General features: G+C 64.7%; 28 protein-coding genes. 16 read left to right on the plus strand and 12 right to left on the minus strand.

Features of this window, described 5'->3' with window-relative positions:
- Positions 1-12: 12 nt before the first annotated feature.
- Both ACZI8R_RS12010 and ACZI8R_RS12015 read right to left on the minus strand, forming a co-directional pair.
- Positions 13-492: an ArsR/SmtB family transcription factor gene (locus tag ACZI8R_RS12010; RefSeq protein WP_463379844.1), complete on the minus strand. Its 480-nt coding sequence runs from the start codon at positions 490-492 to the stop codon at positions 13-15.
- Positions 480-1,565 carry a serine hydrolase gene (locus ACZI8R_RS12015; RefSeq protein ID WP_463379845.1) on the minus strand — a complete coding sequence of 362 codons (1,086 nt, stop codon included), beginning with the start codon at positions 1,563-1,565 and terminating at the stop codon, positions 480-482. The genes ACZI8R_RS12010 and ACZI8R_RS12015 overlap by 13 nt, the downstream gene beginning before the upstream one ends.
- 119 nt (positions 1,566-1,684) lie before the next feature.
- Between ACZI8R_RS12015 and purD the strand changes: the two genes are divergently transcribed.
- Entirely contained in the window at positions 1,685-2,941 is a 1,257-nt protein-coding gene (purD, locus tag ACZI8R_RS12020) for a phosphoribosylamine--glycine ligase (RefSeq protein ID WP_463379846.1), read from the plus strand.
- Positions 2,942-2,947: 6 nt separating this feature from the next.
- Here the strand turns inward: purD and ACZI8R_RS12025 are convergent, their stop codons facing one another.
- The 3 genes from ACZI8R_RS12025 to ACZI8R_RS12035 form a co-directional block, all read right to left on the minus strand.
- Positions 2,948-3,568: a class I SAM-dependent methyltransferase gene (locus ACZI8R_RS12025; RefSeq protein ID WP_463379847.1), complete on the minus strand. Its 621-nt coding sequence runs from the start codon at positions 3,566-3,568 to the stop codon at positions 2,948-2,950.
- Between the two features lie 366 nt (positions 3,569-3,934).
- Positions 3,935-4,687 carry a 3-hydroxybutyrate dehydrogenase gene (locus ACZI8R_RS12030; protein ID WP_463379848.1) on the minus strand — a complete coding sequence of 251 codons (753 nt, stop codon included), beginning with the start codon at positions 4,685-4,687 and terminating at the stop codon, positions 3,935-3,937.
- Positions 4,684-6,066: an MFS transporter gene (locus tag ACZI8R_RS12035; protein ID WP_463379849.1), complete on the minus strand. Its 1,383-nt coding sequence runs from the start codon at positions 6,064-6,066 to the stop codon at positions 4,684-4,686. Before ACZI8R_RS12035 ends, ACZI8R_RS12030 begins: the two co-directional genes overlap by 4 nt.
- Positions 6,067-6,188: 122 nt before the next feature.
- On the opposite strand from ACZI8R_RS12035, the gene ACZI8R_RS12040 reads away from it, so the two are divergent.
- From ACZI8R_RS12040 to ACZI8R_RS12065, 6 genes are all read left to right on the plus strand, one after another.
- The gene (locus ACZI8R_RS12040) at positions 6,189-7,109 is read left to right on the plus strand and encodes a LysR family transcriptional regulator (protein WP_463379850.1); all 921 of its coding nucleotides are present in this window, start codon (positions 6,189-6,191) and stop codon (positions 7,107-7,109) included.
- Positions 7,110-7,119: 10 nt separating this feature from the next.
- Entirely contained in the window at positions 7,120-8,292 is a 1,173-nt protein-coding gene (locus tag ACZI8R_RS12045; protein ID WP_463379851.1) for a pyridoxal phosphate-dependent aminotransferase, read from the plus strand.
- A gap of 62 nt (positions 8,293-8,354) precedes the next feature.
- A complete protein-coding gene (locus ACZI8R_RS12050; RefSeq protein WP_463379852.1) occupies positions 8,355-8,984 on the plus strand; it encodes a TetR/AcrR family transcriptional regulator in 630 nt (209 codons plus the stop codon).
- Positions 8,985-9,018: 34 nt separating this feature from the next.
- Complete coding sequence (locus ACZI8R_RS12055; protein WP_463379853.1) at positions 9,019-9,513, plus strand: DinB family protein; 495 nt, start codon at positions 9,019-9,021, stop codon at positions 9,511-9,513.
- Positions 9,514-9,530: 17 nt separating this feature from the next.
- Positions 9,531-10,952, plus strand: a complete 1,422-nt coding sequence (gene purB / locus ACZI8R_RS12060) for an adenylosuccinate lyase (protein WP_463379854.1) — start codon at positions 9,531-9,533, stop codon at positions 10,950-10,952.
- A gap of 6 nt (positions 10,953-10,958) precedes the next feature.
- Entirely contained in the window at positions 10,959-11,369 is a 411-nt protein-coding gene (locus tag ACZI8R_RS12065; protein WP_463379855.1) for an HIT family protein, read from the plus strand.
- A 24-nt stretch (positions 11,370-11,393) separates the two neighbouring features.
- Here the strand turns inward: ACZI8R_RS12065 and ACZI8R_RS12070 are convergent, their stop codons facing one another.
- Positions 11,394-12,827, minus strand: a complete 1,434-nt coding sequence (locus ACZI8R_RS12070) for an MDR family MFS transporter (protein WP_463379973.1) — start codon at positions 12,825-12,827, stop codon at positions 11,394-11,396.
- Between the two features lie 129 nt (positions 12,828-12,956).
- On the opposite strand from ACZI8R_RS12070, the gene ACZI8R_RS12075 reads away from it, so the two are divergent.
- The gene (locus ACZI8R_RS12075; protein ID WP_463379856.1) at positions 12,957-13,841 is read left to right on the plus strand and encodes a phosphoribosylaminoimidazolesuccinocarboxamide synthase; all 885 of its coding nucleotides are present in this window, start codon (positions 12,957-12,959) and stop codon (positions 13,839-13,841) included.
- A 3-nt stretch (positions 13,842-13,844) separates the two neighbouring features.
- The gene (locus ACZI8R_RS12080) at positions 13,845-15,980 is read left to right on the plus strand and encodes a S9 family peptidase (protein ID WP_463379857.1); all 2,136 of its coding nucleotides are present in this window, start codon (positions 13,845-13,847) and stop codon (positions 15,978-15,980) included.
- A 17-nt stretch (positions 15,981-15,997) separates the two neighbouring features.
- On the opposite strand, the gene ACZI8R_RS12085 is transcribed toward ACZI8R_RS12080, so the two are convergent.
- Positions 15,998-16,690, minus strand: a complete 693-nt coding sequence (locus ACZI8R_RS12085; protein WP_463379858.1) for a response regulator — start codon at positions 16,688-16,690, stop codon at positions 15,998-16,000.
- On the minus strand, positions 16,687-18,267 hold the full coding sequence (locus tag ACZI8R_RS12090; RefSeq protein ID WP_463379859.1) for an ATP-binding protein: 1,581 nt from the start codon (positions 18,265-18,267) through the stop codon (positions 16,687-16,689). Before ACZI8R_RS12090 ends, ACZI8R_RS12085 begins: the two co-directional genes overlap by 4 nt.
- A 132-nt stretch (positions 18,268-18,399) precedes the next feature.
- On the opposite strand from ACZI8R_RS12090, the gene ACZI8R_RS12095 reads away from it, so the two are divergent.
- Positions 18,400-19,788: a cation:dicarboxylate symporter family transporter gene (locus tag ACZI8R_RS12095; RefSeq protein WP_463379860.1), complete on the plus strand. Its 1,389-nt coding sequence runs from the start codon at positions 18,400-18,402 to the stop codon at positions 19,786-19,788.
- A gap of 5 nt (positions 19,789-19,793) precedes the next feature.
- On the opposite strand, the gene ACZI8R_RS12100 is transcribed toward ACZI8R_RS12095, so the two are convergent.
- Complete coding sequence (locus ACZI8R_RS12100; protein WP_463379861.1) at positions 19,794-20,522, minus strand: LppP/LprE family lipoprotein; 729 nt, start codon at positions 20,520-20,522, stop codon at positions 19,794-19,796.
- Positions 20,523-20,654: 132 nt separating this feature from the next.
- Between ACZI8R_RS12100 and ACZI8R_RS12105 the strand changes: the two genes are divergently transcribed.
- Both ACZI8R_RS12105 and ACZI8R_RS12110 read left to right on the plus strand, forming a co-directional pair.
- Complete coding sequence (locus ACZI8R_RS12105) at positions 20,655-21,146, plus strand: glutathione peroxidase (RefSeq protein WP_463379862.1); 492 nt, start codon at positions 20,655-20,657, stop codon at positions 21,144-21,146.
- Between the two features lie 98 nt (positions 21,147-21,244).
- Entirely contained in the window at positions 21,245-21,949 is a 705-nt protein-coding gene (locus tag ACZI8R_RS12110) for a DUF2334 domain-containing protein (protein WP_463379863.1), read from the plus strand.
- A 7-nt stretch (positions 21,950-21,956) separates the two neighbouring features.
- Here ACZI8R_RS12110 and ACZI8R_RS12115 read toward each other — a convergent pair whose 3' ends face one another.
- Positions 21,957-22,541, minus strand: a complete 585-nt coding sequence (locus tag ACZI8R_RS12115) for a TetR/AcrR family transcriptional regulator (protein WP_463379864.1) — start codon at positions 22,539-22,541, stop codon at positions 21,957-21,959.
- 87 nt (positions 22,542-22,628) lie between these two features.
- Here ACZI8R_RS12115 and ACZI8R_RS12120 point away from each other — a divergent pair, with 87 nt between their 5' ends.
- Positions 22,629-23,789, plus strand: coding sequence for a DUF418 domain-containing protein (locus ACZI8R_RS12120; RefSeq protein WP_463379865.1), 1,161 nt, complete (start codon positions 22,629-22,631; stop codon positions 23,787-23,789).
- Positions 23,790-23,860: 71 nt separating this feature from the next.
- Positions 23,861-24,136: a DUF7218 family protein gene (locus ACZI8R_RS12125; RefSeq protein ID WP_463379866.1), complete on the plus strand. Its 276-nt coding sequence runs from the start codon at positions 23,861-23,863 to the stop codon at positions 24,134-24,136.
- 8 nt (positions 24,137-24,144) lie between these two features.
- Here ACZI8R_RS12125 and ACZI8R_RS12130 read toward each other — a convergent pair whose 3' ends face one another.
- Complete coding sequence (locus ACZI8R_RS12130) at positions 24,145-24,789, minus strand: MBL fold metallo-hydrolase (protein WP_463379867.1); 645 nt, start codon at positions 24,787-24,789, stop codon at positions 24,145-24,147.
- Between the two features lie 132 nt (positions 24,790-24,921).
- On the opposite strand from ACZI8R_RS12130, the gene purS reads away from it, so the two are divergent.
- Both purS and purQ read left to right on the plus strand, forming a co-directional pair.
- Positions 24,922-25,161: a phosphoribosylformylglycinamidine synthase subunit PurS gene (purS, locus tag ACZI8R_RS12135; protein WP_463379868.1), complete on the plus strand. Its 240-nt coding sequence runs from the start codon at positions 24,922-24,924 to the stop codon at positions 25,159-25,161.
- Positions 25,158-25,835 carry a phosphoribosylformylglycinamidine synthase subunit PurQ gene (purQ, locus tag ACZI8R_RS12140; protein ID WP_463379869.1) on the plus strand — a complete coding sequence of 226 codons (678 nt, stop codon included), beginning with the start codon at positions 25,158-25,160 and terminating at the stop codon, positions 25,833-25,835. Before purS ends, purQ begins: the two co-directional genes overlap by 4 nt.
- Before the next feature lie 83 nt (positions 25,836-25,918).
- Here purQ and ACZI8R_RS12145 read toward each other — a convergent pair whose 3' ends face one another.
- The gene (locus ACZI8R_RS12145; protein WP_463379870.1) at positions 25,919-26,359 is read right to left on the minus strand and encodes a hypothetical protein; all 441 of its coding nucleotides are present in this window, start codon (positions 26,357-26,359) and stop codon (positions 25,919-25,921) included.
- Between the last annotated feature and the right edge of the window lie 52 nt (positions 26,360-26,411).

Genomic DNA, 26,411 nt, shown 5'->3' on the forward strand with positions numbered 1-26,411 from the left:
CGAGGATAGGTGCTAACCCAATTGTTCGGAGATGTCTGCCGCTGCGAGCGTGACGATCATGAGCGGGACCACCTTGGCGGCTGGAATGCCGTAGCGGTTACGCGATTCCTGTTCGACGATGCGCGCACCGGTGAGCGCCTTCAGATGGTGATAAAGCTGCCCTGCGGACGACAGGCCTACTGATTCCTGCAGTTCGGTGGCCGCGGCAGGGCCGCGAAGCAACGTTCGCACGATTTCGAGACGAACCGGGTTTCCCAGGGCGGCAAGAACAGTGGTGATGCCGCCGGGTGCGAGGTCGAGTGTTGCCGCGGCGTCGTAGCGGATGGTCCACGACACATCGCCGGACAGGGCGACGGTGCCCTGGTAACCCACCGTGCCTGCCTCGCCGGCCGGGGTTTCCGACTCTCGGGCGGCCGAACCTCGCTGCTCCAGTGCGTGTACACGTGCTTCGAGCTCGGCCAAACGCCCTTCGTGGTCGTTCACACCGCGCAACCCAACTGATCGAATGTGGCGGGGTCCGTCATGGCCTGCAGAAGCAACTGCTGGTGGGCGAAACTCGTGGTTGCGCTGGTGTAGTCGTCGAGTGACAGGCGATCGACGAACAGGACGGCGTTGGCTATCGTCCCGTCGGTGCGGCGCATCGTCATCGCTTCGGTGAGCACGCCAGGCAGGTTCCCGCCCTTGAAGCCGAGGCCCTCGGTACCGGGGGGCGCGGGCTGCCACTCGAGTTGCGCCCGCGCTGTTTCGGAGCCGGGCCCGAAGTCGCCGGTAGCGATCGACCTGTGGAGGGCGGACAACCCGGCTACGGTGCCGTGTGCTCCGGATTCGTCGACGCGGTCGTTGGCGAGTTCGAAATCGTCGGTGACAGGAAGGCGCGTCACCTCGTCCCGATAGGCGGGGTCGCTCGCGTACCGCTGGGCCGCGGGCCACAGGGCATCGCCACTCACCGCAGGATCGAGGAGGGCGATCGTGGATCCGAGCATCGTAGGAACCTCGAAGTCGGCCCAACCGCCGCGCTCGGCCGCGGCGAGAAGGGCGTCGTCACCCAATCGACCTCGCAAGTAGTCGGGGACTGCGTTGTCGCTTTCCTGAATCATCGCCGACACCATCTGCTCGAGAGTGACGGAAGCGTCCGGCCCGTCGACCCCGAGTCTCTGTAGTGCGCGCAGGTGGGCGTCGCCATCGGTGCCCGGGAGGTACCAGCGTTCCCACTCCGACACCGGTACCGACTCGTTCGGGTCGAGATCGCCGTTCGCCACGGCGTGTGCGTAGGCCGCGAGATGAACGACCTTGATCGCGGAGGCCGTCGGCATCGACTCTTCGGCCCGATGCTCGACTACCGTCCCGTTTCCGTCGTCGACGAGGAGGCCGATGTCGTCCCCGTGCTCGCCGAGATAGCCGATCCATCCCTCGGCCGAATCGACACCGGCCGGCGGGAGTGGGCCGCAGGCCGACGCTTCCGGAGTCTCGGCGGTGCCGTTCCCGCACGCCACCATGCTCGCGGTCACGGCGACGACGACGCCCACGATCTTCGGGATTCTGAGCCTGGCACCAGCGCTGAGCATAAGAACTCCAAATATTCGGAATTTCGGAATTATGGAATGACCGTACATTCGACCCCTTCGGTTGTCGATACCGTCGGCACCGGCCGAGCGTGCGACGTGTGGGCCGTAAGCTGACATCCGTGCGCGTACTCGTTATCGGCTCCGGAGCCCGTGAACATGCCCTTCTCCTCGCTCTCGCTCGTGACCCAGGTGTCACTGCGTTGATGTGTGCCCCCGGTAACGCCGGGATCGCCAAGGTCGCCGAACAGCACCCTGTCGACGCGTCCTCCGGCGAGGCCGTGACGGCACTGGCGAAGGAGGTGTCGGCGGATCTGGTCGTGATCGGTCCGGAGGTGCCACTGGTGCTCGGCGTTGCGGATGCCGTGCGCAGCGCCGGTATCGCGTGCTTCGGCCCGTCGGCCGACGCGGCTCGCATCGAGGGCTCGAAGGCGTTCGCCAAGGACGTCATGGCGACTGCCGGGGTCCGGACCGCCCACAGTGAAATCGTGGACAACCCGGCCGAGCTGGACGCCGCGCTCGATCGCTTCGGACCCAATTGGGTCGTCAAGGACGACGGTCTCGCCGCCGGCAAGGGCGTCGTGGTCACCACCGACCGCTCGGCCGCACGCGATCACGCAGCGGAGCTCTTGGAGAACGGGCACCCCGTGCTGTTGGAGTCGTTCCTCGACGGCCCCGAGGTCTCCCTTTTCTGTCTGGTGGACGGCGAGACCGTCGTGCCCCTGCTGCCCGCGCAGGATCACAAGCGCGTCGGCGACGGGGACACCGGCCCCAATACCGGTGGTATGGGCGCGTACACGCCGCTGCCGTGGCTCCCTGCGGGTGCCGTCGACGAGATCGTGAACACGGTTGTGAAGCCCGTCGCCGCAGAACTGGTGAACCGGGGCAGTGCTTTTTCGGGGCTGCTCTACGCCGGATTGGCGATGGGCAGTGCCGGCCCGGCCGTGGTCGAGTTCAACTGCCGCTTCGGTGACCCGGAGACGCAGGCCGTGCTCGCACTACTCGAGTCTCCGCTCGGTGAGGTGCTGAACGCGACGGCCACCGGAACCCTCGAGGACGTGGGCGAACTGCAGTGGCATGACGGCTCGGCAGTCACGGTCGTGATCGCGGCGGAGGACTACCCGGCGTCCCCGCGAACCGGTGATGTCATCGTGGGTTCGGAGGGAGAAGGCGTGCTCCACGCGGGCACCAAGGTCGTCGACGGCAAGGTCGTGTCGGCCGGCGGTCGGGTGTTGAGCGTCGTCGGTGTCGGCAACGATCTCACGGCAGCACGTGCCGACGCCTACGCCAAGATCGAGGCGATCAAGCTGCCGGGCAGTCACTTCCGCAGTGACATCGGGCTGTCGGCGGTCGAGGGCAAGATCTCGATCCCGAGCTGATTCGGCTCAACCGTCGGTGGTGCGCGACAGCACGGCCACGAGGAAGTCCGACTCCTCGGTGAACGGTTGTAGATCCCACGTCGAGAGCAATACGTCCGCGGTGAGTCCGGCTGCCTCGGCGTCGGCGAGGAACTGCGGAAACTCGTAGCCGCGGTCCGCTCCGAACCCGATGACGGCACGTCCGGACGGGGCCAGATGGCGCCCGAATCCCTCGAGGACGTTCACGCGCGTCGACGGGGCGAGGAAGGTCACCACGTTCCCTGCGCACACGATGACGTCGAACTCGGCCGTGACTCCTCGCGATGCGAGATCCAGCTCGGAGAGGTCGCCAACGAGCCAGGTGGGGCCAGGATGATCGCTTTCGGCCGCCTCGATCAGCACCGGGTCGACGTCGACGCCCACGACGGTGTGACCCGCGTCGTGCAGGTAGCCGCCGATGCGCCCCGGCCCACACCCTGCATCGAGAACTCGACTTCCGCGCTCCAGCATCGCGTCCACGAGTCGTGCTTCACCGACGATGTCGGCGCCGTCGGCGGACATGGTGCGAAAGCGCTCCACGTATCGCGTGGAGTGCGTCGGATCGACAGAGGTGATCTCTTCCCACTTGCTCGGCGTACGGGCGCTCATCGTCGACTCCTTCTCTGCGTCGGGCCTGCCGTCACGGTATACCGCGTCTCGACACCGGTGAGACCTGGGACACATTATTAGCCCGAGTAAATGTTTCCTGAGTTGCCGAACACTCTTACGCGTGAGAAATATTCCGGCAACAACCCCTCCATAGGTTCGTTCACAGCTCGAAAAGAGCACCGCCGCAGGCGGAAAACCGATGAAGGGATGTCACATGGGACTCGTAGCCGGACTGGTCGGAATCGTCGGCGATGTACTTCACCTGCTGCTCGGTGGTCTCTGATCTGATGGGACACGATCGTCGACGCTGACGGTCGAATCGGTGGTCCGCACACGATAATTCGTGTGCGGACCACCGCTGTGGACTCACCGCGCAGTCCAGCCGCCGTCCATCGTGTAGGACGCGCCCGTCACCATGGCCGAGTCTGCGGAGGCAAGCCAGCACGCGAGGGATGCGACCTCCGCGGACTCGACGAGTCGCCGAACGGCGTTGTCGGCGAGCATGATCTTCTCGATCACCTCGTCCTCGCCGATCCCGTGGATACGGGCTTGATCGGCGATCTGCTTCTGTACCAATGGAGTCGAGACGTAACCGGGATTGACGCAGTTGCTGGTCACACCTCTGGGGCCACCTTCCAGAGCGGTCGCCTTGGAGAGGCCTTCGAGTCCGTGTTTTGCCGTGACGTAGGCGGATTTGAACGGGGACGCACGGAGTCCGTGCACCGAGGACACGTTGATCACCCTTCCGAATCCGTTGGCGTACATGTGCGGTAGCGCGGCACGGATCAGAAGAAACGGTGACTCCACCATCAGGCGTTGAATGCGGCGAAACGCATCGGGGTCGAATTCCTCGATGGGGCTGATGGTCTGCACGCCCGCGTTGTTGACCAGGATGTCGACTTCCAAGTTGATCGATTCCAGTGCAGCCGTGTCGGACAGGTCTGTCTCCCACGCGGTTCCCTCTATCTCGTCCGCGACTCGCTTCGCCGCCGCGCCATCGCGGTCGGCGACCGTCACAGCGGCGCCACGTGCTGCCAGCGCCCGAGCACATGCGGCGCCGATTCCACCGGCGCCGCCGGTGACCAATGCCTTACGGCCGGTCAGGGTGTGTTCGGTCATGCGCGCACTCGCTGTACGGACTGCTCGTCTTCGGCGACAAGGCGGGCGTCTTCGGCATCGATGGATTCCAGGGCAATGCCTTTCGTCTCTCGCGCATAGATCACGGCGACGATGGTCACCAGGGACGCGATCGCGAGATAGACGGCAATCGGCACCGACGAATCGAACTTTTCGAGGAGGCTCGCTGCGATGATCGGTGCCAGGGACCCCGCCACGATCGACGTCACCTGATATCCCAGTGACACACCGGAATAGCGCATCCTGGTGGGGAACATCTCGGCCATGATCGCCGGCTGTCCCGCGTACATGAACGCGTGGAACACGAGGCCGATGACGATGGCGGCGATGATCGTCAGGTTCTCGCCGGTGTCCATCATCGGGAAGGCGAAGAACCCCCAGGTGCCGGCTGTGACGGCGCCGATCAGGTACACGGGACGGCGACCGATGGTGTCGGAAAGGTGTCCGATCAGCGGAACGACGGCGAAGTGCACGGCGTGAGCAGCCAACATCCACCACAGGATGTGTGCGGTATCGGCGTCCACCACCACCTTGAGATACGTGATCGAGAACGTCACCACGAGGTAGTACATGATGTTCTCCGCGAAGCGCAGGCCCATCGCGGTGAGAACACCTCGGGGGTAACGCTTCACGACCTCGAACACGCTGTAGGACGTGGCCTTGACCTTCTCGGCCTCGGCCTGAGCCTGCACGAAGATCGGGGCGTCGGTGACCTTGGTGCGAATGTAGTAGCCGACGAGAACGATGACCGCGGACAGCCAGAACGCGACTCGCCAACCCCAGCCGAGGAAGGCCTCGTCCGAGAGTGTGGTGGTGAGGATCAGTAGGACGACCGTGGCCAGCAGGTTGCCGACCGGCACTCCTGCCTGCGGCCACGACGCCCAGAACCCGCGCGACCGATCGGGGCTGTGTTCGGCGACGAGAAGTACGGCACCGCCCCATTCGCCACCGACGGCGAAGCCCTGAATGAACCTCAGCGTGACGAGCAGGGCGGGCGCCCAGTAGCCGATCTGATCGAAGGTGGGCAGGCAGCCCATCAGGAACGTGGCCGCGCCCACCAGGATCAGGCTGAACTGGAGCAGTTGCTTGCGGCCGAACTTGTCGCCGAAGTGTCCGAAGACGATGCCACCGAGTGGACGCGCGGCGAATCCGACCGCATACGTGATGAATGCGGCAATGATCGCGTCGAGTTCGTTCTCACCGGCAGCGAAGAACACCTTGCTGAAGACCAGGGTCGCGGCGGTGCCGTAGAGAAAGAATTCGTACCACTCCACGACGGTGCCTGCCATCGAGGCGCCGACGACTTTCTTCAGTCCGGACGGTGCCGATTCTCGTTCGTGAGGACTCGCATCGACGCTCATGTTGTTCCCCTTACGTTTCGTGCCGTGTGTGACCGGCGACACAGCAATGACCCAAAGTATCGATGCAGAAATTCGCTCACACAATGACCCCTCTTGCACTCACTGTGTGCAAATATGCAGATATGGCACCGGACGTGGAGTTCCCCAGCGCCGACGACCTGTTGGTCCTGCTCGCGGTCGGCCGCAGTGGCCGGTACAACACCGCGGCAGACGACCTCGGCGTCAATCACACGACGGTCGCGAGGCGCGTCGCGCACCTCGAGAGGTGCCTCGGCGGCCGGGTGCTGGTGCGTGACGCCGGGGGATGGGAACTCACCGATCTCGGGCGCCGAGCATTGGAGTCCGCCGAGAGGATCGAATCGGCTCTCGACGCTCTTGTGACCGAACGAGGTGGTGTCGAACGCCTGCAGGGTGTCGTGCGGTTGTCCGCGACCGACGGATTCAGTGCCTACATCGCAGCACCGGCCGGCGCGAACGTGCGAAGGCGCCACCCCGACGTGGCGGTCGAGATCGTGGCGGTGACCAGACGTGCATCTCAGAATCGATCTGGACTCGACGTCGAGGTGGTGGTGGGAAAACCGCAGGTGCACCGAGCCGAGGCGACGTGGCTGGCCGACTACGCGCTCGGCCTCTATGCCTCGCGTTCGTACCTGGAATCGCGACGTGCGCCGCAGGTTCCGGCGGATCTCGCGGAGCATTCGCTGGTCTACTTCGTCGACTCGATGCTGCAGGTGGACGAGTTGGATCTGGCCCGCAAGATGACCGCCCCCATGCGCGAGTCGGTGACGTCCACCAATGTGTTCGTGCACGTCGAGGCGACGCGTGCGGGAGCGGGCCTCGGCTTGCTGCCGTGCTTCATGGCCGATCGGCACGACGATCTGGTGCGGATTCTCCCGAGCGAAATCGAGACGGTTCTGTCGTACTGGTTGGTGGCACGGCCCGAGTCGTTGCGCCGGCCCGAGGTGGCCGCCGTCGTCGATGCTGTGCTCGACACGGTCGACGCTCAGCGGGCCGCGCTCGGCGGAGTGAGTGAGTCGCGCTAGCGTCGAGCGCGTGCGTAAAGAATCTCGACGGTCCCGTATCCAGACGTTCCACGTGATGGACGTGTGGAAGGCCGCGGCCGAGCGTCAACGAACACACGGTGACGTTCTCACTCTTGCCGCCGGGCAGCCCTCGACGCCTGCGCCCGCTCCGGTTCTGAGAGCCACGCACGAGACGCTCGACGAGCACCTTCTCGGCTACACGGAAACCTTCGGGATTCCGGCTCTGCGTGAGGCCGTGGCCGAGTATCACTCGGCGAAGTCGTCGATCGACGTCGCGGCGGACGACGTCGTGATCACCACCGGTTCGTCGGGCGCCTTCACGTTGATCTTCCTGGCGGCATTCGACGTCGGAGACACCGTGGTCGTGGCGCGTCCGGGGTACCCCGCGTACCGGAACACCCTCGCAGCGCTCGGATGCAACGTGGTCGAACTCGACTGTGGTCCCGAGACGAGATTTCAGCCGACGGTCGAGATGCTGGAAGCGCTGCCCGAGCCGCCTGCCGGGTTGATCGTAGCCAGCCCGGCCAACCCCACCGGGACCGTCATCGATCCGGACGAGCTGGCGGCCCTTGCCCGTTGGTGCGACGACCACGACACCCTCCTCGTGTCGGACGAGATCTATCACGGGATCGCCTACTCGGATCAGGTCACGAGCAGTGCGTGGGAGACCTCCCGCGAATCCGTGGTGATCGGATCGGTGTCCAAGTACTTCTCGATGACCGGGTGGCGCCTCGGTTGGATGCTCGTACCGCGGGACCTGCGCCCGGCGTTGCAGCGCCTGGGATCGAACCTGACGGTATGCCCGCCGGCGATCTCGCAGTACGCCGCGGTCTCGGCCTTCACGCCGGAAGCGCGCGCCGAGTTGGACGGTCACGTCGAGCGGTACGGCGTGAACCGCTCGCTTCTCCTGGACGGTCTGCCTCGGCTCGGGATCAGCGATCTCGCGCCGGCGGACGGGGCCTTCTACGTGTACGCCGACATCGGGCATCTGCTCGGCGACGACGAGGACTCCACGGCCTGGTGTGCGCGGCTGCTGCACGAGACCGGGGTGGCGCTCGCACCCGGCGTCGACTTCGACACCGTGAGAGGCGACCGGACCGTTCGCTTGTCGTTCGCCGGAGCCACCGCCGACATCGAGGAAGCCTTGGGTCGGCTCCGCGGACACCTGGGCGGCGGGACCTAGGACTTCTCGTCCAGAATGCCAATCCGGCCTGATGAGGTGCGTTGTGCTGGCACGATGAAATTGTGTCCTCAGCAGCGACTCCGAAGGGTGAACGACGCCGTCAGGCGTTGGTCGATGCTGCTGCCGACCTGTTGCTCGAAGGCGGATTCGATGCGGTCAGGCATCGTTCGGTAGCCACTCGCGCCGACCTGCCCCTGGCGTCAACGACTTACTATTTCGAATCTCTCGACGACCTCATCGCCTGCGCTGTCGAGCGAAACGGCACGCGTGATCTCGAGGCAATGCGGTCTCGGGTGGGGGAGATCGTGCACCTGCCGCGTGGTAGCGCGGACACCGCCGACCTGCTGGTAGAGCTGATGATCGGCCCGCCTCAGCCGAGCGAGACGGACCGCGAACGCCTCATCACTCGCTACGAGCGGTTCGTCGCCTGCGCGCGCAGCGCGGCCCTTCGCGACGTGCAACGGCGGCTCAAGGCGCAGGTCGACGAAGCCCTCGCCGACGCATTGCTGCGGTCCGATCGGGACGCCCACGAAGGGACGCTTCGCAAACTCGTCGCCATAGTCGACGGCGCGGTGGTCAGTTCGTTGGCGGAACACGAGCGGGATCCACGCGAACTGGCCCGCGGGATGCTGTCGGACGTCATCGACATCCTCGCACCGAGGGTCACGCATCAGGCCGCCGAAGGTGCGTGAGGGATTGTCGTACCGCGCGGGTAGAACTGTGCGCATGGAGCGACCGCACCCCCCGATGAATGCCGGCGAACGCGAAACCCTCGAAGGATGGCTCGACTTTCACCGGGCAACGCTCGTACGCAAATGTGACGGACTGACCGACGAGCAGGCCGCCACGGCGTCGGTACCCCCGTCCGGCTTCACGTTGACCGGCCTGGTGCAGCACCTGGCAGACGTCGAGCGGAACTGGTTCCGCCGCGTGCTGGGTGAGTCGATACCGCCGATCCACGAGGCCCAGGAGAACGGAATGGACGGTGGGTTCGACGTTTCGGAAGCGAACGGCTTGGCCGCGGCCCTCGCGACGTGGCGGACGGAGGTCGAGGCGGCCCGGGCGGCATGTGCCGGCAAGGAGCTGACGGATTTGGGCAGTATCCACGGCCGTGACGTCAGCGTGCGCTGGATCTACGTGCACATGATCGAGGAGTACGCCCGTCACAACGGGCACGCCGATCTGATCCGCGAACGCATCGACGGGGTCACCGGGGTGTAGCCGTAAACTGAGGCCTCGTGAGCCGCATTCCGAACGTCCTTGCCAATCGCTACGCCAGTCCCGAGATCACCGAACTGTGGTCGCCGGAGCACAAGATCGTGCTCGAGCGTCAACTGTGGCTGGCCGTGCTTCGCGCGCAGGCCGAGCTCGGAATCGACGTTCCTGCGGATGCGATCGCCGACTACGAGCGAGTGCTCGAGCAGGTCGATCTGGATTCGATCGCCGAACGTGAGCGGGTCACCCGGCACGACGTCAAGGCGCGGATCGAGGAGTTCAACGCGCTCGCGGGACACGAGCAGGTCCACAAGGGGCTCACCTCTCGTGACCTCACCGAGAACGTGGAGCAGTTGCAGATTCTGCGCTCCCTCGAGCACGTGTACGGCCACGGCGTCGCCGTAGCCGCACGGCTGTCCGAGCGGGCTGCGCAGTACAGCAGCGTCGTGATGGCGGGCCGCTCGCACAATGTGGCCGCCCAGGCGACCACCCTCGGCAAGCGGTTCGCGTCTGCTGCCGACGAACTGTCGGTGGCACTCACCCGGCTGCGCGAGCTCATCGACCGCTACCCGCTGCGCGGCATCAAGGGCCCGATGGGCACCGCGCAGGACATGCTCGATCTTCTCGACGGTGATGCGTCGAAGCTCGAGGCTCTCGAGCAGAAAGTCGCCGAGCACCTCGGATTCGCGCACGTGTTCACCAGCGTCGGCCAGGTGTACCCCCGTTCACTCGACCACGACGTGCTGTCGACACTCGTTCAGGTTGCAGCGGGGCCGTCGTCGTTCGCGCACACGATCCGCCTCATGGCCGGTCACGAACTGGTGACCGAGGGCTTCCAGCCGGGTCAGGTCGGTTCGTCCGCCATGCCGCACAAGATGAACACCCGCTCGTGTGAGCGGGTGAACGGCCTGCAGGTGGTGCTGCGCGGATACGCGTCGATGGGCGCGGAGCTCGCCGGGGCGCAGTGGAACGAAGGCGACGTCTTCTGCTCGGTGGTGCGCCGGGTCGCGCTGCCCGATGCGTTCTTCGCGATCGACGGACTGATCGAGACGTTCTTGACGGTGCTGTCCGAGTTCGGTGCCTACCCGGCCGTCATCGAGAAGGAGTTGGCCCGCTACCTCCCGTTCCTGGCGACCACTCGCATCCTGATGGCGTCGGTGCGGGCCGGCGTGGGGCGCGAGACCGCTCACGAGGTCATCAAGGAGCACGCCGTCGCCGTGGCACTGGCGATGCGCGAGCAGGGGAAGGAGCCGGACCTGCTCGACCGGCTCGCCGCCGACGAGCGTCTGCCGCTGGGTCGCGCAGAACTCGATGCTGCTCTCGCCGACAAGACTGCCTTCATCGGTGCGGCCGATGCCCAGGTGGCCGCCGTGGTCGCCCATGTCCAGGAGCTCGTCGACGCGAATCCCGAGGCGGCCGCGTACACGCCGTCACCGATTCTGTAGGTACCTGTGAACTGCATTTTCTGTGAAATCGTTGCCGGCCGGGCCGAGGCGAGTGTCGTCCACGAGGACGACGACGTGATGGCCTTCATGGACATCCGGCCGTGGACGTCGGGACATCTGCTCGTCGTGCCGAAGCGGCACGCGAGCGGTCTCGCCGACCTCGATCCGGCCGACGGGCAGAAGGTGTTCGCAGCGGGACAGAAGATTGCACGGGTGATGCGCGGCGGAGATTCGTCCGCGGAGGGCGTCAATCTGTTTCTGGCGGACGGAGCGGTGGCGGGACAAGAAGTGTTCCACGTTCATCTGCACGTCTTGCCGCGTAGACGCGGTGACGGCTTCGGGCTGAGGGGCGTCCCGCGATCACCTGCGCGGGCCGATCTCGACCGGGATGCCGCCGCTCTCCGCTCCCTCCTGTGAGTGGTCTGCGAGTCCAGGGACTCGCTAACCGCTCACAGGGGTGTCTTTTCTCGGCATGAGGGCCGCTGCGGCGACCATGACCAGAGCAGCGCACAGCGCGGTGACGAAGACCAGGTGAACGGCGTCGGCCAGTTCGCCAGGCGGAGGTGAGGTGGTGTCGCTCAGGTTCGCGTTGACGATGGCCCCGAACACCGCGACGCCTACGGCACTACCGATCGATCGGGCGAACATGTTGGTGGACGTGACCACGCCTCGATCTGCCCATTCGACGCTCGCCTGCGCCGCAATGAGGGTGGGGCTGGCCAGCAGTCCCATTCCCGAGCCGATGACGAAACAGCAGATCGCGATGTGCCACACCGCGGACTCGCTGGAAAGCACGAGAGTCGATCCGGTGCCGAGCACGACGAGACCGCTGCCGATCAGGGCAGTGAACCGGAATCCGAACCGTAGGTAGAGCTTGCCCGACAGCGACGCCGCGATCGGCCAGCCGACGGTCAGGGTGGCCAGCGCGAAGCCGGCGACGAGCGCGCCCGTTCCGAGAACACCCTGGGCGAAGGTGGGTACGTAGGTCGTCAACCCCAGGACGATGGCGCCGACCAGCAGTGACACCAGACTGCTTGCGACGAGCATGCGCCTCGTCAGCACCCACAGCGGCAACACGGGTTCGTCCACGTGGCGTTCCACGAACACGAACGCCACGAGCAGGACCGTCCCGGTCGCGAAGACTCCCATGCTGGTGGGTGAGCCCCACGCCCACGCCTGACCGCCTTCGAGCAATCCGAGGATCAACAGGGCGGCACCGGCAGAGAGGAGGGCCGCGCCGACGTAGTCGATGGAGCGTCGATTGCGGACCTTCTCCTCGGTGAAGTTGCGCATCAGCATCACGCCTGCGAGCAGACACAGCGGGATGTTGACGAAGAAGATCCATCGCCACGAGAGGAACTCGGAGAAGAGTCCGCCCAGCGTGGGCCCGATGACGGCGGACATGCCCCACACGCTCGCCAGATAGCCCTGCGCCTTTGCACGTTCGGCGAGCGTGTAGATATCGCCGGCGATTGTCATGCTCATCGGCTGGACCGCGCCTGCGCCGAGGCCCTGGACCGCACGAAAAGCGATGAGAGCGGGCATGCTCCAGGCGAGACCACACAGAACCGACCCGAGGGCGAACAGTCCGATCCCCAACATCATCACCGGCTTGCGGCCGAAGGTGTCGGCAAGCTTTCCGTACAGGGGAACGGAAACGGCCTGCGTCAGCAGGTACACCGAGAAGAGCCACGGAAACTGGCTGAAACCACCCAGGTCGCCGACGATGGTGAACACCGCGGTGGAGATGATGGTGGTGTCGAGAGCGACCAGCGAGGTCGTGAGCATGAGAGCGATCAGAACCGGTCCGCGTTCCGAACGAAACCCCACGTCGACGACGTCGGTTCTGGTCGCCATCGGTGCCTCGCCTCGGATTCGTAGGACCTGTCCCTTCTCCACGAATCGAACGGCGGCGCGGTGAGTTCTATTCCCTGCACGGACATGATGGACTGTCGGCCCGCCGATTGCAGTGCGAGCACGGCCGGACCGTTAGGGTGGAAAATCGTGCGCCCTTCATTGTCTTCATATGCCCATCTGGCCGGTGGCAAGGTCAGAGACCTGTACACGATCGACGACGAGCATCTGCTGCTGGTCGCGAGCGACCGGATCTCGGCCTACGACCACGTGCTGGACTCGCTGATCCCCGACAAGGGACGCGTCCTCACCGCGATGAGCGTGTTCTTCTTCAATGTGATCGAGGGAAACAACCATCTTGCGGGCGATCCGGACGACGATCGGATTCCGGAGGAAGTGCTCGGCCGCGCGCTCGTCGTGCGCAAGCTGAACATGGTCCCCGTCGAGTGCGTTGCCCGCGGCTACCTCACCGGATCGGGTCTGGTCGACTACCGGAACACCGGAGCCGTGTGCGGCGTGCAGCTACCGGAAGGGCTGGTGGAGGCCAGTCAGCTTCCGGACCCCATCTTCACGCCCGCGACCAAGGCCGACCTCGGCGAACACGACGAGAACATCTCCTTCGAGCAGGTCATCGACAAGATCGGACAGGATCTCGCGGTGAAGCTGCGCGACGACACCCTCGAGATCTACACCCGTGCGGCCCACTTCGCTGCCGACCGTGGCGTCATTCTGGCGGACACCAAGCTCGAGTTCGGGCTGGATGCGGGCGGGAACCTGGTGCTCGCCGACGAGGTCCTCACACCGGATTCCTCGCGTTACTGGCCGGCCGACAGCTACGAGGAGGGTGTGGTTCAGCCGAGTTACGACAAGCAGTTCGTCCGCAACTGGCTGACCAGCCCCGAGTCGGGCTGGGACCGCGCGTCCGACACCCCGCCGCCCGCGTTGCCGCAGGAGATCGTGGAGGCGACGCGTGCCAGGTACATCGAGGCGTACGAGCGCATTTCCGGACTGTCCTTCGAAGATTGGGTGGGGTAGAGCATGACGGCCGACGACAACGTGAAGACCACACCTCCCGTCGCGAAGACGGTTCCCACCGAGCGTCGACACCACGGGCATACCTTCGTGGACGAGTACGAATGGTTGCGGGACAAGGAGTCGCCCGAGGTAGTCGAATATCTCGAGGCCGAGAACGCCTACACCGAGCAGCAGACCGCCCACCTGGAGCCGTTGCGGGAGAAGGTGTTCCAGGAGATCAAGTCGCGTACCCAGGAGACCGACATGTCGGTTCCCGCCCGGATGGGGAAGTGGTGGTACTACGCCCGCACGGTGGAGGGCGAGCAGTACGGTATGCAGTGCCGGTGTCCCATCGCAGGTGAAGACGACTGGACGCCGCCCGAACTCACTCCGGGGGTCGAGGTTCCCGGCGAGCAGATCCTGCTCGACGGAAACAAGGAAGCCGCGGGCCACGAGTTCTTCTCGATCGGCGCGTTCTCGCTGAGTGAGGACGGCACGCTGCTGGCCTATTCGGTGGATGTCGTCGGTGACGAACGATTCACCATGAAGTTCAAGAATCTCGAAACGGGAGAACTGCTCGCCGACGAGATTCCCGGGACGGCACCGGGTGCGACCTGGGCGATCGACCACAGTCACATCTTCTACATGACCGTCGACGATTCGTGGCGGCCGGACACCGTGTGGCGTCACCGCCTCGGCACGATCACCGACGAGGACGTGAAGGTCTTCCACGAACCCGACGAGCGTTTCTGGGTGTCGTGCGGGTCCACCCGCAGCGAGAAGTATCTGATGATCTGGATCGGGTCGAAGATCACCAGTGAGATGTGGGTACTCGAATCCGCAAATCCCGAAGGCGAATTCGCCGTCGTGCTGCCGCGCCGGGACGGCGTCGAGTACAGCGTCGAGCATGCCGTCGTGGCCGGCGAGGATCGGTTCCTCGTCCTGCACAACGATGTGGTCGACGGCGAGAAGGCCGAGAACTTCATGCTCTCGCAGTGCCCGGCGAACGATCCGACCGCGCTGACCACTCTTGTGCCGCACCGCCGCGATGTTCGCCTCGAGGACGTCGATGCCTTCTCCGGCCATCTGGTGCTCAGCTACCGGCGTGAGGCATTGACGCGAATCGCGCTGTGGCCCATCACCGAAGACGGATTCGGTGAGATCACGGAACTGAAGTTCGACGAGGAACTGTTCAGCATCGGGCTCAGCATCAACCCCGAGTGGACGCAGCCGATGCTGCGGATGGGCTTCACGTCCTTCATCACGCCCGGGCAGGTGTACGACTACGACCTGAAGTCCGGTGAGCTCGTTCTCCGCAAGTCTCAGCCCGTGCTCGGTGACTTCGATGCCGCCGATTACGAGCAGCAACGGGAATGGGCGACGGCCGAGGACGGCACCCGTATTCCGCTGTCGATCATTCGGCGCCGCGGGGTCACGGGCCCGGCGCCGCTTCTGCTGTACGGCTACGGATCGTACGAGGCGAGCATGGACCCGTCCTTCTCCGTCGCGAGGCTCTCGCTGCTCGACCGCGGGATCGTGTTCGTCGTCGCTCACGTGCGTGGTGGCGGCGAGATGGGCCGTCATTGGTACGAGAACGGAAAGACGCTCACCAAGCGCAACACCTTCACCGACTTCGTTTCGTGTGCACAGCATCTGGTCGATTCCGGATACTCCACGCCGGACCGGATGATCGCGGACGGGGGGAGTGCAGGCGGCCTGCTCATGGGTGCCGTCGCCAACTTGGCGCCGGAGATGTTCACCGGGATTCTCGCGAACGTGCCGTTCGTGGACCCGCTCACGTCGATCCTCGATCCGTCGCTGCCGCTCACCGTCATCGAGTGGGACGAGTGGGGAAATCCCCTCGAGGACCCAGAAGTGTACGAGTACATGCGGTCCTACAGCCCCTACGAGAACGTGGAGGCCAAGGACTACCCGGCGATTCTGGCGATCACCAGCATCAACGACACCCGCGTGCTGTATGTGGAACCGGCCAAGTGGGTCGCGAAACTGCGAGCGACCAAGACCGGCGACTCGCCGTTGCTTCTCAAGACGGAGATGAGCGCGGGTCACGGCGGCGTGAGCGGCCGCTACGCGAAGTGGAAGGAAGTCGCGTTCGAGTTCGCGTGGATCCTCGACACACTGAAGGTGGAGAAGGTCTGAAACCTTGATCGGAGCTCTCAGGTGCGCGTCGCGTACCGCACCTGAGGGCGTCCCGCGCGACCGTATTCGGTGGTTCTCGTGACGAGACCGTCGTCCGCGAGACGTTCCAGGTAGCGCCATGCCGTCACGCGGGATACCCCGGTGGCAGTGGCGACCTCGGCTGCGGTCAGGGCCCCATCTGCATTCCGGACACTGGCGAAGACTCGGTCCAGAGTGTGTGGAGCAACACCTTTGGGTGCTGCGGCCCGGTCGTCGCTGGTGCGTAGCGCGGACATCGCTCGATCGATGTCGTGCTGGCTCACTGCCGTCTCGCCCGACGGAAGCGCAGCGCGAAACTCGCGGTAGCGCTCCAGTTTGTCGCGGAAGGCCGAGAACGTGAACGGTTTGAGTAGATACAGCGCCACTCCGCGTGCCACCGCCGTCCGCACCAGGTCGAGGTCGCGTGCGCTCGTCACGGCGATCACGTCGGGACTCGGACGTAGACCGCCGAGGGCGGAAGCCACGTCCAGTCCGCTGGCGTCGGGCAATCCGATGTCGAGAAGTACCAGATCAACCGGGGTGGCGGTTCCTGCGGCCGTCGCAGTGACTCGCAGCGCGTCGTGGCCGGTGTGTACGACCGAATGCACCGAGAAACCGGGTACGCGTTCCACATAGGCGCGGTGAGCCTCTGCGATGAGCGGTTCGTCGTCGACGACGAGCACCCGAATCACTGGTCGTCTCCCGGGCGGGTGAACGGGATCTCGGCGACGAGCATGCCGCCGAGGGACGCTTCGGTACGGAGGGTGCCGTGATGGCGTTCGAGGACCTGCGAGACCAGTGCGAGGCCGAGTCCCCGCTGTTTCGACTTGGTCGAGAAGCCGCGGGTGGTCGCTTGTTCCAGTTCTTCCGGTGTCATACCGGGCCCACTGTCTGCGATGGCAACCGACATGACCGAATCCTCCTCACGCACACTCACTTCCACCCACTTTTCGTCCGATGCCCTGGCGACGTCGATGGCGTTGTCGATCAGGTTCCCGACGAGCGTCACGAGTTCACGCGGCTCGAGCGGTAGCGGTCGCGTCAACGCGGTGTCGTCCGTGATCGTCAGGTCGACACCGCGCTCACCGGCGAAGGAGACCTTACCCAGGAGCAGTGCCGCCAGTGCAGGTTCGGTGACGGATGTGGTCAACCGGTCGACCAGGTGTTGGGAGGACGTGAGTTCGTTGGTGGCGAAGGATATCGCCTCGTCGTATCGGCCGAGTTCGACCATGGTCACGATCGTGTGCAGGCGATTCGCCGCCTCGTGAGTCTGGGTTCGCAGCGACTCGGCGAAACCCCGCACCGAATCGAGTTCGCCGAGGACGTCCTGCAACTCGGTGTGATCGCGAATCGTGAGCACAGTGCCGATTCGGGAGCCTTCCCACTCGACCGGGCTGCGATTGACCACCAGAACCCGGGTGTCGGTGAGATGTACCTCGTCCTGGGCGTCGGGTGCGTCGGCGCTGCGAAGGGAGTGTGGCAGTGAATCGAGCAGGATCGGGCCCTCGGGTAGATCGAGGAGGCGGCGTGCTTCGTCGTTGACCACTCCCGCATAGCCCGTGCTGTCCCGACGGTCCAGCACCACCAATCCTTCGCCGAGAGAATGCAGTACGGCATCGTGGTGTTCGTAGAGACGCCGAAGTTCTTCCGGCGCAAGGCCCAGCGTCTGTCGACGAAGCCGGTGGTTGACGAGGCCCGCGCCTACCGCGGACAACAGGAGACCGGCGAAGGCGATCGCGAAGATCGCAGGCAGGGTGTCGGTGAACTGGTCGCCGACCTTCTCCCTGGTGACCCCGGCCGACACGAGGCCGACGACCTTGCCGTGATCGAAGACCGGTGTCACGGTACGGACCGAGGGGCCGAGCGAGCCCGCGTACGTCTCGGTGAAGGTTTCGCCGGCCAGGGCGCGTTCGATGTGTCCGGTGAACTTCCCGCCGATCAGATCGGGATCCGTGTGGGTGTACCGCGTGCGGTCGGGCGCCATGACGACGAGGAAGTCGACGCCGGTGTGTGCACGAATTCTCTCGGTCTGGGGTTGCAGAACGGCGGAGGGGTCGGGGGATTGCAACGCTGCGGTGAGGGTGTCGGTATCGGCGAGCGTCTCGCTGACGGAGGTGACCAGTCGGACGGCGTCGGCGTCGCTGTCGCGGTGTTCGTTCCACATGGCCAGGCCCGCGGCCAGGACGATGACCACCGTCAGGACTGCCAACTGGAGTGCCAACAGCTCGCGGGCGACACTTCGCGGCCGTCGTACCGGTCTGATCGGCACTGTTCTCCTGTCTGAACACAATGAACACAAACTTCACGCCCAGCGTGAATGGAACGTAGATTCCTCCGTGGCTCGAGTGACCTGCATCACTAGAGGTTCGCCATCGTATTGCCAACCAGTCGAGAGGACATCATGAGTATCCGCGCACAGGAGGATGTCGACGCCGCGCCGCCCCCCGGCGACAAGAAGCGCGACCGCACGCATTGGCTCTACATAGGAGTCATTGTTGCGGTCGTCGCCGGAATCCTGGTCGGATGGTTGGCACCCGGTGTGGGCAAGTCCTTCGGTGTTCTCGGCACCATGTTCGTGGATCTGATCAAGATGATGATCAGCCCGGTCATCTTCTGCACCATCGTGCTCGGCATCGGCTCGGTGAAGGCCGCGGCCAAGGTCGGCAAGGTCGGTGGTCTCGCGCTGATCTACTTCATCGGCATGTCCACGGTGGCGCTCGGTATCGGCCTGGTCGTCGGAAATCTCCTGGATCCGGGCACCGGTTTGAACGTGACCGCAGACGGAAAGGGCGCCGAGCTCGCCGAGAAGGCGCACGAGTCGGGCGGCACCATGGAGTTCGTCTCGTCCATCATCCCGACGTCCATGTTGTCCTCGCTGACCGAGGGAAGCGTGCTGCAGACCCTGTTCGTGGCATTGCTCGTCGGGTTCGCGCTGCAATCCATGGGCAAGACCGGCGAGCCGATTCTGCGCGGCATCGGCTACGTGCAGAAGTTGGTGTTCAAGGTCCTGGCCATGATTCTGTGGCTGGCGCCGATCGGCGCCTTCGGCGCGATCGCCAACGTCGTGGGACAGACCGGACTCAGCGCCGTCGTCCAGTTGGCGACCCTCATGCTCGGGTTCTATCTGACGTGCGTGATCTTCGTGTTCGGTGTTCTCGGGACGATTCTGCGGACGGTCGCGGGCGTGTCCATCTTCAAGTTGGTCCGCTACCTGGCGCGTGAATACCTGCTGATCTTCGCGACATCCTCGTCCGAGTCGGCCCTACCACGCCTGATCGCCAAGATGGAACACGTCGGCGTCGAGCGCACCACCGTCGGTGTCGTTGTTCCCACCGGCTATTCCTTCAACCTGGACGGCACCGCCATCTATCTGACGATGGCGTCGATCTTCATCGCGGACGCGATGGGGCAGCCACTGTCCTTCCCGGAACAGCTGTCGCTGCTGGTGTTCATGATCATCGCGTCGAAGGGCGCAGCCGGGGTCAGTGGAGCCGGCCTCGCCACCCTCGCGGGCGGGCTGCAGAGTCACCGACCCGAATTGCTCGACGGCGTGGGTCTCATCGTCGGTATCGACCGCTTCATGTCGGAAGCCCGTGCGGTCACGAACTTCTCGGGTAATGCGGTCGCCACCCTGCTCGTCGGCCACTGGACGAATACGGTCGATGCGGACCGAGTTCGATCAGTGCTCGACAAGGAGATTCCCTTCGACGAGTCGACGATGTTGGACGAGGACGCGGACGAAGACTCGGGTTCCGACCGACCGAAAGACCTGGTCGACACCCGAGTCTGAAACCGCTACTCCGCGTACGCGTCGATCATCGCCTGCGGCAGTGGTTGTTCCATCACGACCTGCGATCCGTCCCACGTATACGTGATGGTCGCCGGTCCGCCGGAGGGGCAGCAGCTCGCATCGTCGTTTTCGAGCCACTGGTAGTTCACCGAGACAGAGTTTTCGCTCGTGCCGGCGACCGTGGTGTACGCGTACGCATCCGACGTCGCGGTGCCGAGGTAGGTGTTGTCGTGGAAGAAGAGGACCTGGCTCGGCGAGCTGGCGGTCCCGCCCGGAGTCTCTGCCAACACGTACTCGAGTCCGGGGCAGTTCCCGGCCGGAGCATCGCTCGACTGACCGACCTTCCAGCCGTCATTGCGCGGTGACGGGCTCAACGTCGCGAACGCGGCGCCGACCACAGGTGAACTCACGTCGAGGCACTGCCCGGACTGCGGTTCGCCGGGCATCTGCTCGCCGGGGCCCTGTCCGGGCGCGGGCTCCCCGGGTGCTACCGCCTCGGGGACCAGTTCGGCTGCCGGGGAGGAAGCAGCTTCGGTGGCGGTTGCGGTCTCCGTGATCGCTTGGGCCTCGGAGGAAATGTGGGTTTCGGGGGAGGCAGGCTGCGAGGCCGCCGCATTCGTCTGGGCCGCATCATCGGTGGCGCCGGTGTCGTTCGAACCGCATGCGGAGACGAGGGCTGTCGCGGCGATCGCAGCGAATACTGCTGTGATCCGCTTGTTGGTGCGCTTGTTCATGATGTCTCCGAAATCGTCGACGGTCGTGGACGGTGCGTCACAGGGTGTCTCGCTCGGGCGCGGGGGATCGTTAACGAGGGTTACAAACTCGTGACCGAAGACGAGGCTCGGCGTCTTCGCTACGTTGGACGTATGACGACTCCAGTACAGAACATCGGAATCAACACCCTCGGCGGCGTCCCCACGTCGCTCGGCGAGTACGACGGCCGTGCCGTCCTCGTGGTCAATGTGGCATCGAAGTGCGGCCTTACCCCGCAGTACACGGCGCTGGAAAAGCTGGCCACCGAGTACGCGGACCGCGGTCTGAGCGTCATCGGCGTCCCGTGCAACCAGTTCATGGGACAGGAGCCGGGTACGCCCGAGGAGATCGAGACGTTCTGCTCGACCACCTACGGCGTCACCTTTCCGCTGATGGAGAAGATCGAGGTCAACGGCGACAATCGGCATCCCCTGTACGAGGAGCTGACCAAGGCCGAAGATGCCGAGGGCAAGTCCGGCGACATTCAGTGGAACTTCGAGAAGTTCCTGATCGCCCCGGACGGCACCGTCGCCAAGCGGTTCCGTCCGCGCACCGAACCCGACGCTGCCGAGGTAGTAGAGGCCATCGAGGCCGTTCTGCCGTAAGCGGCTTCGCCACTCGTGCGCGCTCGAGGAGTCCCTGCACTCCTCGAGTGCGCACGGGATTGGTTTGTTGTTCACCTTCCCCTGTCAGGCTGGGAATCATGACCGGACAGTTGATCGTGTCGGTGTCAGGAATCCGCGACGAAACGCGTGAGCACGCCGCGTCGTTCGCGGAAGAAATGGACAAGCGTGGCGTCTCCTTGTCCCTGCTGGTCGCTCCTCGTTTGAAGGACAAGTACCGGCTCGTCAACGACGCCCAGACGCAGGCCTGGTTGCGCGAGCAGCGTTCACGCGGCGCGGCGATCGTCCTGCACGGTTACGACCAGGCTGCGACGAAGCGGCGACGCGCAGAGTTCGCCACACTTCCCGAGCACGAGGCACGGTTGCGGCTGCTGGCTGCGGATCGCGTGATGGAAAAGACGGGCCTGCGTACCCGTCTTTTCGCGGCACCGCGCTGGTCGGCATCGGCGGGTGCGGTGAACGCGCTTCCGTCCGCCGGCTTTCGGCTGCTCGCGGGTATGACGTCGGTTCAGGACCTCGTACGCGGGACGGCCGAACGCTCGCGAGTACTCGGGATAGGCGAGGGTTTCCGGGCGGAGCCTTGGTGGTGCCGGGCACTCGTTCTGGGGGCGGGGCGGACCGCCCGCCGCGACGGTGTGGTTCGGCTGGCGATCACCGGAAAGCAATTGGGAAAGAGTGGCCCCAGGCAGGCCCTGATCGATGCCGTGGATCTGTGCCTCCATCACGAGGCAACGCCCGATGTCTACCGGTGGGAGCGTCGGGTCAGCAATCTCGGAGCTGCCTGAACTGGGTTCAGGCCAAGCCATCCAGGTGAGCGGCCAGGGTTGCGGACGCCGCCTCCGGCGAATCGTTGTGGCCCAGCACGAGGTGGGTGGCGAGGCCGTCTATCAGGGCGTGCAGACGCAGTGCTTCGGCCTGGACGTCGCGCGATGTGTCGAACAGGCCGTTGTCCTCGAGCCCGGTCAGCACTGCGACACAGGCGTCACGTAGGCCGTCGTGAGCTTCGAGTGCCGTCTTGCGTAGTGACGGGTGCGCGGGAGCTTCGCTGACGAGCGCAAGGTTGACTTCCATCTCGGACCGCCTGGTTTCGTCCAGGGGGAGTACTTCGCCGAGGATGGCCAGTGCCCGGTCCCGAGGGTCGGCGATCGACAAGTGCGCGAAAATCCGGTCTCGTGCCCGCAGGATGATCACCTGCATCGAGTACACGAGAAGTTCTTCTTTGCTGGCGAATACGTGTCGCAGAGATCCGGTGGAGATGCCTGCCTCGGCGGCGACCTCTCGGACGGATACTGCGCTCACCCCGTCACGGCGGATGACCCGTCCGACTGCCTCGGCGATCTCTTGTCGCCGCTCTTCGTGATCGATCAGTTTCGGCACACCCCATGTTAGCACGACTGTGTTAGCATCCAGAGAGTTGCTAGCACAGTCGTGCTGACAAAAGTCGACACTGCAGGGGAGTGCAGCATGACGACCACCAGGTACAACGCCCTCGATGTGCTCCGTGGATTGGCGATTCTGGGAACGCTCGGCACCAATATCTGGATATTCACCAACGCCGAAGGATTTGTCGGCTACATCAACGGCGCCGGGCGTGCCACGGGTGGCTGGAGGCCCGTGCAGGAGGTACTCGAGCAGCTCGCCCAAGGAAAGTTTCTCGGACTCTTGACGATCATGTTCGGCATAGGGCTTGCCGTGCAACAACGTTCGGCCGCCCGTAAGGGAGAGCGGTGGCCCGGCGCGTACCCGTGGCGTGCCGGACTGCTCATGGTCGACGGTCTCCTGCACTACTTTCTGGTCACCGAGTTCGACGTCCTGACCGGGTATGCCGTCACCGGACTGATCGTGGCTTTCGTGCTCGCATCGAGTATCCGGGTGCAGAAGATCTGGATCGCCTGCGCCGCAGGGATCCACGCAACCATGCTCGCGCTCGTCGTTGCCGCGCTTGCTTGGGCGCCGGCCCCGGAATCGCAGGCGCAGACCTCGAACCCCTACGCGGACGGCAGTTTTTGGGACCTCGTTGTGTACCGCGTCGAGAATCTGGCCGTCTTCCGACTCGAAGTGGTCTTCATACTTCCCATGTCGATAGCACTGTTTCTCGTCGGCGCACGACTGTTCGGCGACGGAATTCTCGACCCCGGCCGCGATGCGCTTCGACGGAAGCTGATGATCTTCGGTTTCGGCATTGCACTGCCGCTCGACTTCGTCGTCGGAATCTTCGGCTCGGACGCAGGTTTGGTTCTCGGCCGCTACGGGATCGCCCCGTTCGTGTCGCTCGGCCTGCTCGCCGCGGTCGCGCAACGGTATGTCGGCGGCGCACAGCCCGGGGTGGTCGGGAGAGCAATGACCCCTGTCGGTCGCATGGCGTTGACCTGCTACGTCGTCCAGAACATTCTGTGCTCCGTGGTGTGTTACGGCTGGGGGTTCGGGCTGTCGGCACGGCTCGACGGCCAGAGCGTGGTCCCGGCGACGATCGCTCTGTTCATCGCGATCTCCGCGACGATGATCGCAGGGTCGAGCCTGTGGCTGCGTCGATTCGACCGAGGTCCGCTCGAATGGTTGTGGAACGTGAGCTACCTGCGGCTTTCTGGGAAGAAGACCACCCGCGCGGCCGTCCCGGTTTCCTGAACGGGTGACTGCGCCCCCGCGAAGTGAGAGTGTGGAAGTGTCCGCACTCCGCGAACCTGCGAGGAGGAACGATGCCCACGTCGAAATCGAACGATCAGCCTCAGCTCAAGGACCAGGAACTCTACGAAACGCTGCGTGAAGAGGGCGACTCCAAGGAGAAAGCGGCCCGTATCTCCAACGCAGCAGCCAACCGCGGCCGCTCCAACGTCGGAAAAGCCGGCGGATCCTCGCCCGCCTACGAGGACTGGACCGTCGACGAACTACGCGAACGCGCCAAGGAACTCGACATGCACGGCTACTCGGACCTGAAGAAGGACGAACTGATCGAGAAACTTCGCAACCACTGAGGTTCTCGTCAGACCTCGATCGACGACTCGCTCGGCATGGTGCGGAATTCGGTGCCCTCCGGCGCCATGTCCGAGTAGCGACCGTAGAAGATGCCCGTTGCGTCGTCGGCGATGATTGCCTGGTGGATCGGTACGGCGACGCGCGGCGCGACCGCCCGCAGGAAGTCGATGGCTTCGGAGATCTTCAACCACGGCGCAGCCGCCGGAAGCGCGAGCACGTCGACCTTCTCCTCCGGGACGAAGAGGGAATCGCCCGGATGCATCAACTGGGCGGGGTTGTCCGAGTCGCCGAGCAGGAACGCGGTGTTGTCGATCAGCGGAATGTCCGGATGGATCACCGCGTGCATACCACCGGTGCCGGTGACCTGCACGTCGCCGACGTGGAACTGCTGACCGGGGCGCACGGCGTTCCAGTTGCCGCCGAGCTGATCGGCGGTCTGCGGATCCGAGTACAGGGCGGCACCCGGATTGGCCTCGACCAGCTTCGGTAGACGTGCCTGGTCTGCGTGGTCCGGGTGCTGGTGGGTGATCATGATGGCGTCCAGACCCGTGATGCCCTCGAACCCGTGTGAGAACGTTCCCGGGTCGAACAAAATCGTGGAACCGTTCAACTCGACGAGTACACAGCTGTGGCCGAAGTGAGTCAGTTGCATGTCTTCGAGTATGCCGAATCCGTGTCCTGGCTGTCGGCCCGTCCGTCCGATGCGAGGCCGAGGTGGGTCGACCGGTAAACTTGCCCCCGTCCGGTGAACTACCGGCTCAGTACAACAACCGAGGAGCAGCACGTGGCCCGTGTCGTCGTCGAAGTCATGCCCAAGGCCGAGATTCTCGACCCCCAGGGCCAGGCCATCGCCGGAGCCCTGCCCCGCCTCGGATTCTCCGGGGTCACCGATGTTCGTCAGGGCAAGCGGTTCGAGCTCGAGGTCGACGGCAGCGTCGACGACGAGCAGCTCGAGAAGATCGCCGAGGCCCTGCTGGCCAACACGGTGATCGAGGACTGGACCGTCAGGCGCGTCGAGGCATGAGCGCACGCGTCGGAGTCATCACCTTCCCCGGCACACTCGACGACGTCGATGCAGCGCGTGCCGTGAACCTGGCCGGCGGCGAAGCCGTCAGCCTGTGGCACGGCGATGCCGATCTCGGGGGTGTCGATGCCGTGATCGTTCCCGGCGGCTTTTCGTACGGCGACTACCTCCGGGCCGGCGCCATCGCGCGTTTCGCACCCGTGATGGGCAAGGTCGTCGAGGCAGCAAAGGGCGGCATGCCGGTACTCGGCATCTGCAACGGCTTCCAGGTGCTGTGTGAGGCCGGTCTTCTGCCCGGCGCGCTCACTCGCAACCAGGGCCTGCACTTCATCTGCCGCGACGAATGGCTGAAGGTCGAGAACAACTCGACTGCCTGGACCACTCGTTACGAGCCTGGTGCGGAGATTCTGATCCCACTCAAGTCCGGTGAAGGACGCTTCCAAGCGTCGACGGAAGTACTGGACGAGCTCGAGGGCGAAGGCCGTGTCGTGTTCCGCTACGCGAGCGACAACCCGAACGGTTCGCAGCGTGGCATCGCCGGTATCTCGTCTGCGAACGGTCGGGTCGTCGGCTTGATGCCGCACCCTGAGCACGCAACCGAGGCACTGACCGGCCCGAGCGATGATGGACTCGGAATGTTCTACTCGGCTCTCGAAAGCGTTCTGTCAGTCTGATAACTCGTTCGGCGCAACCGAACCGAACCTGGAAAGCCCCGCACATCGTCGACCACGATGAGCGGGGCTTTCTTTCACTCGACTCAGCTCGAGCGTTCGACGGAGCGGCGTCGTGGGTACTGCACCGACAATCGAGCGAGCGCGACTGCGCCGACGAGTAGCCCGAAGTCCCGTAGGGCGACGTCGTAGTACCCCGACAGCGTCAACAGATTGACGATGATGCCACCGAGCCAGGCGGCGACGACCCAGGCGCCGATTCTCGGTGCCAATGCGACGACAATGCCGGCGACGATTTCGATGACGCCGATCAGGTACATCCCCTGCTGTGCGGTACCAGGCAGGATGCGGTCGATCCACGGGGCGAGATACTGCGGCCAGTCCGTCATGACGTTGGCGAATTTGTCGAGACCGAAGACGATCGGCGCGATGGTGAATACGGTGCGCAACAGCAAAAAGGCCTGGTATCCGGGGTCCTTCATGGTGACGACCGGTCTTTCGGTCTGCGGATCTGCGTTGGTGAACATGGCGCGCTCCTTCTAAAAATGAATAATTCTAACTATAGAATCTGGCTCCTCG

It is taken from the genome of Rhodococcus huquni, assembly GCF_055231055.1.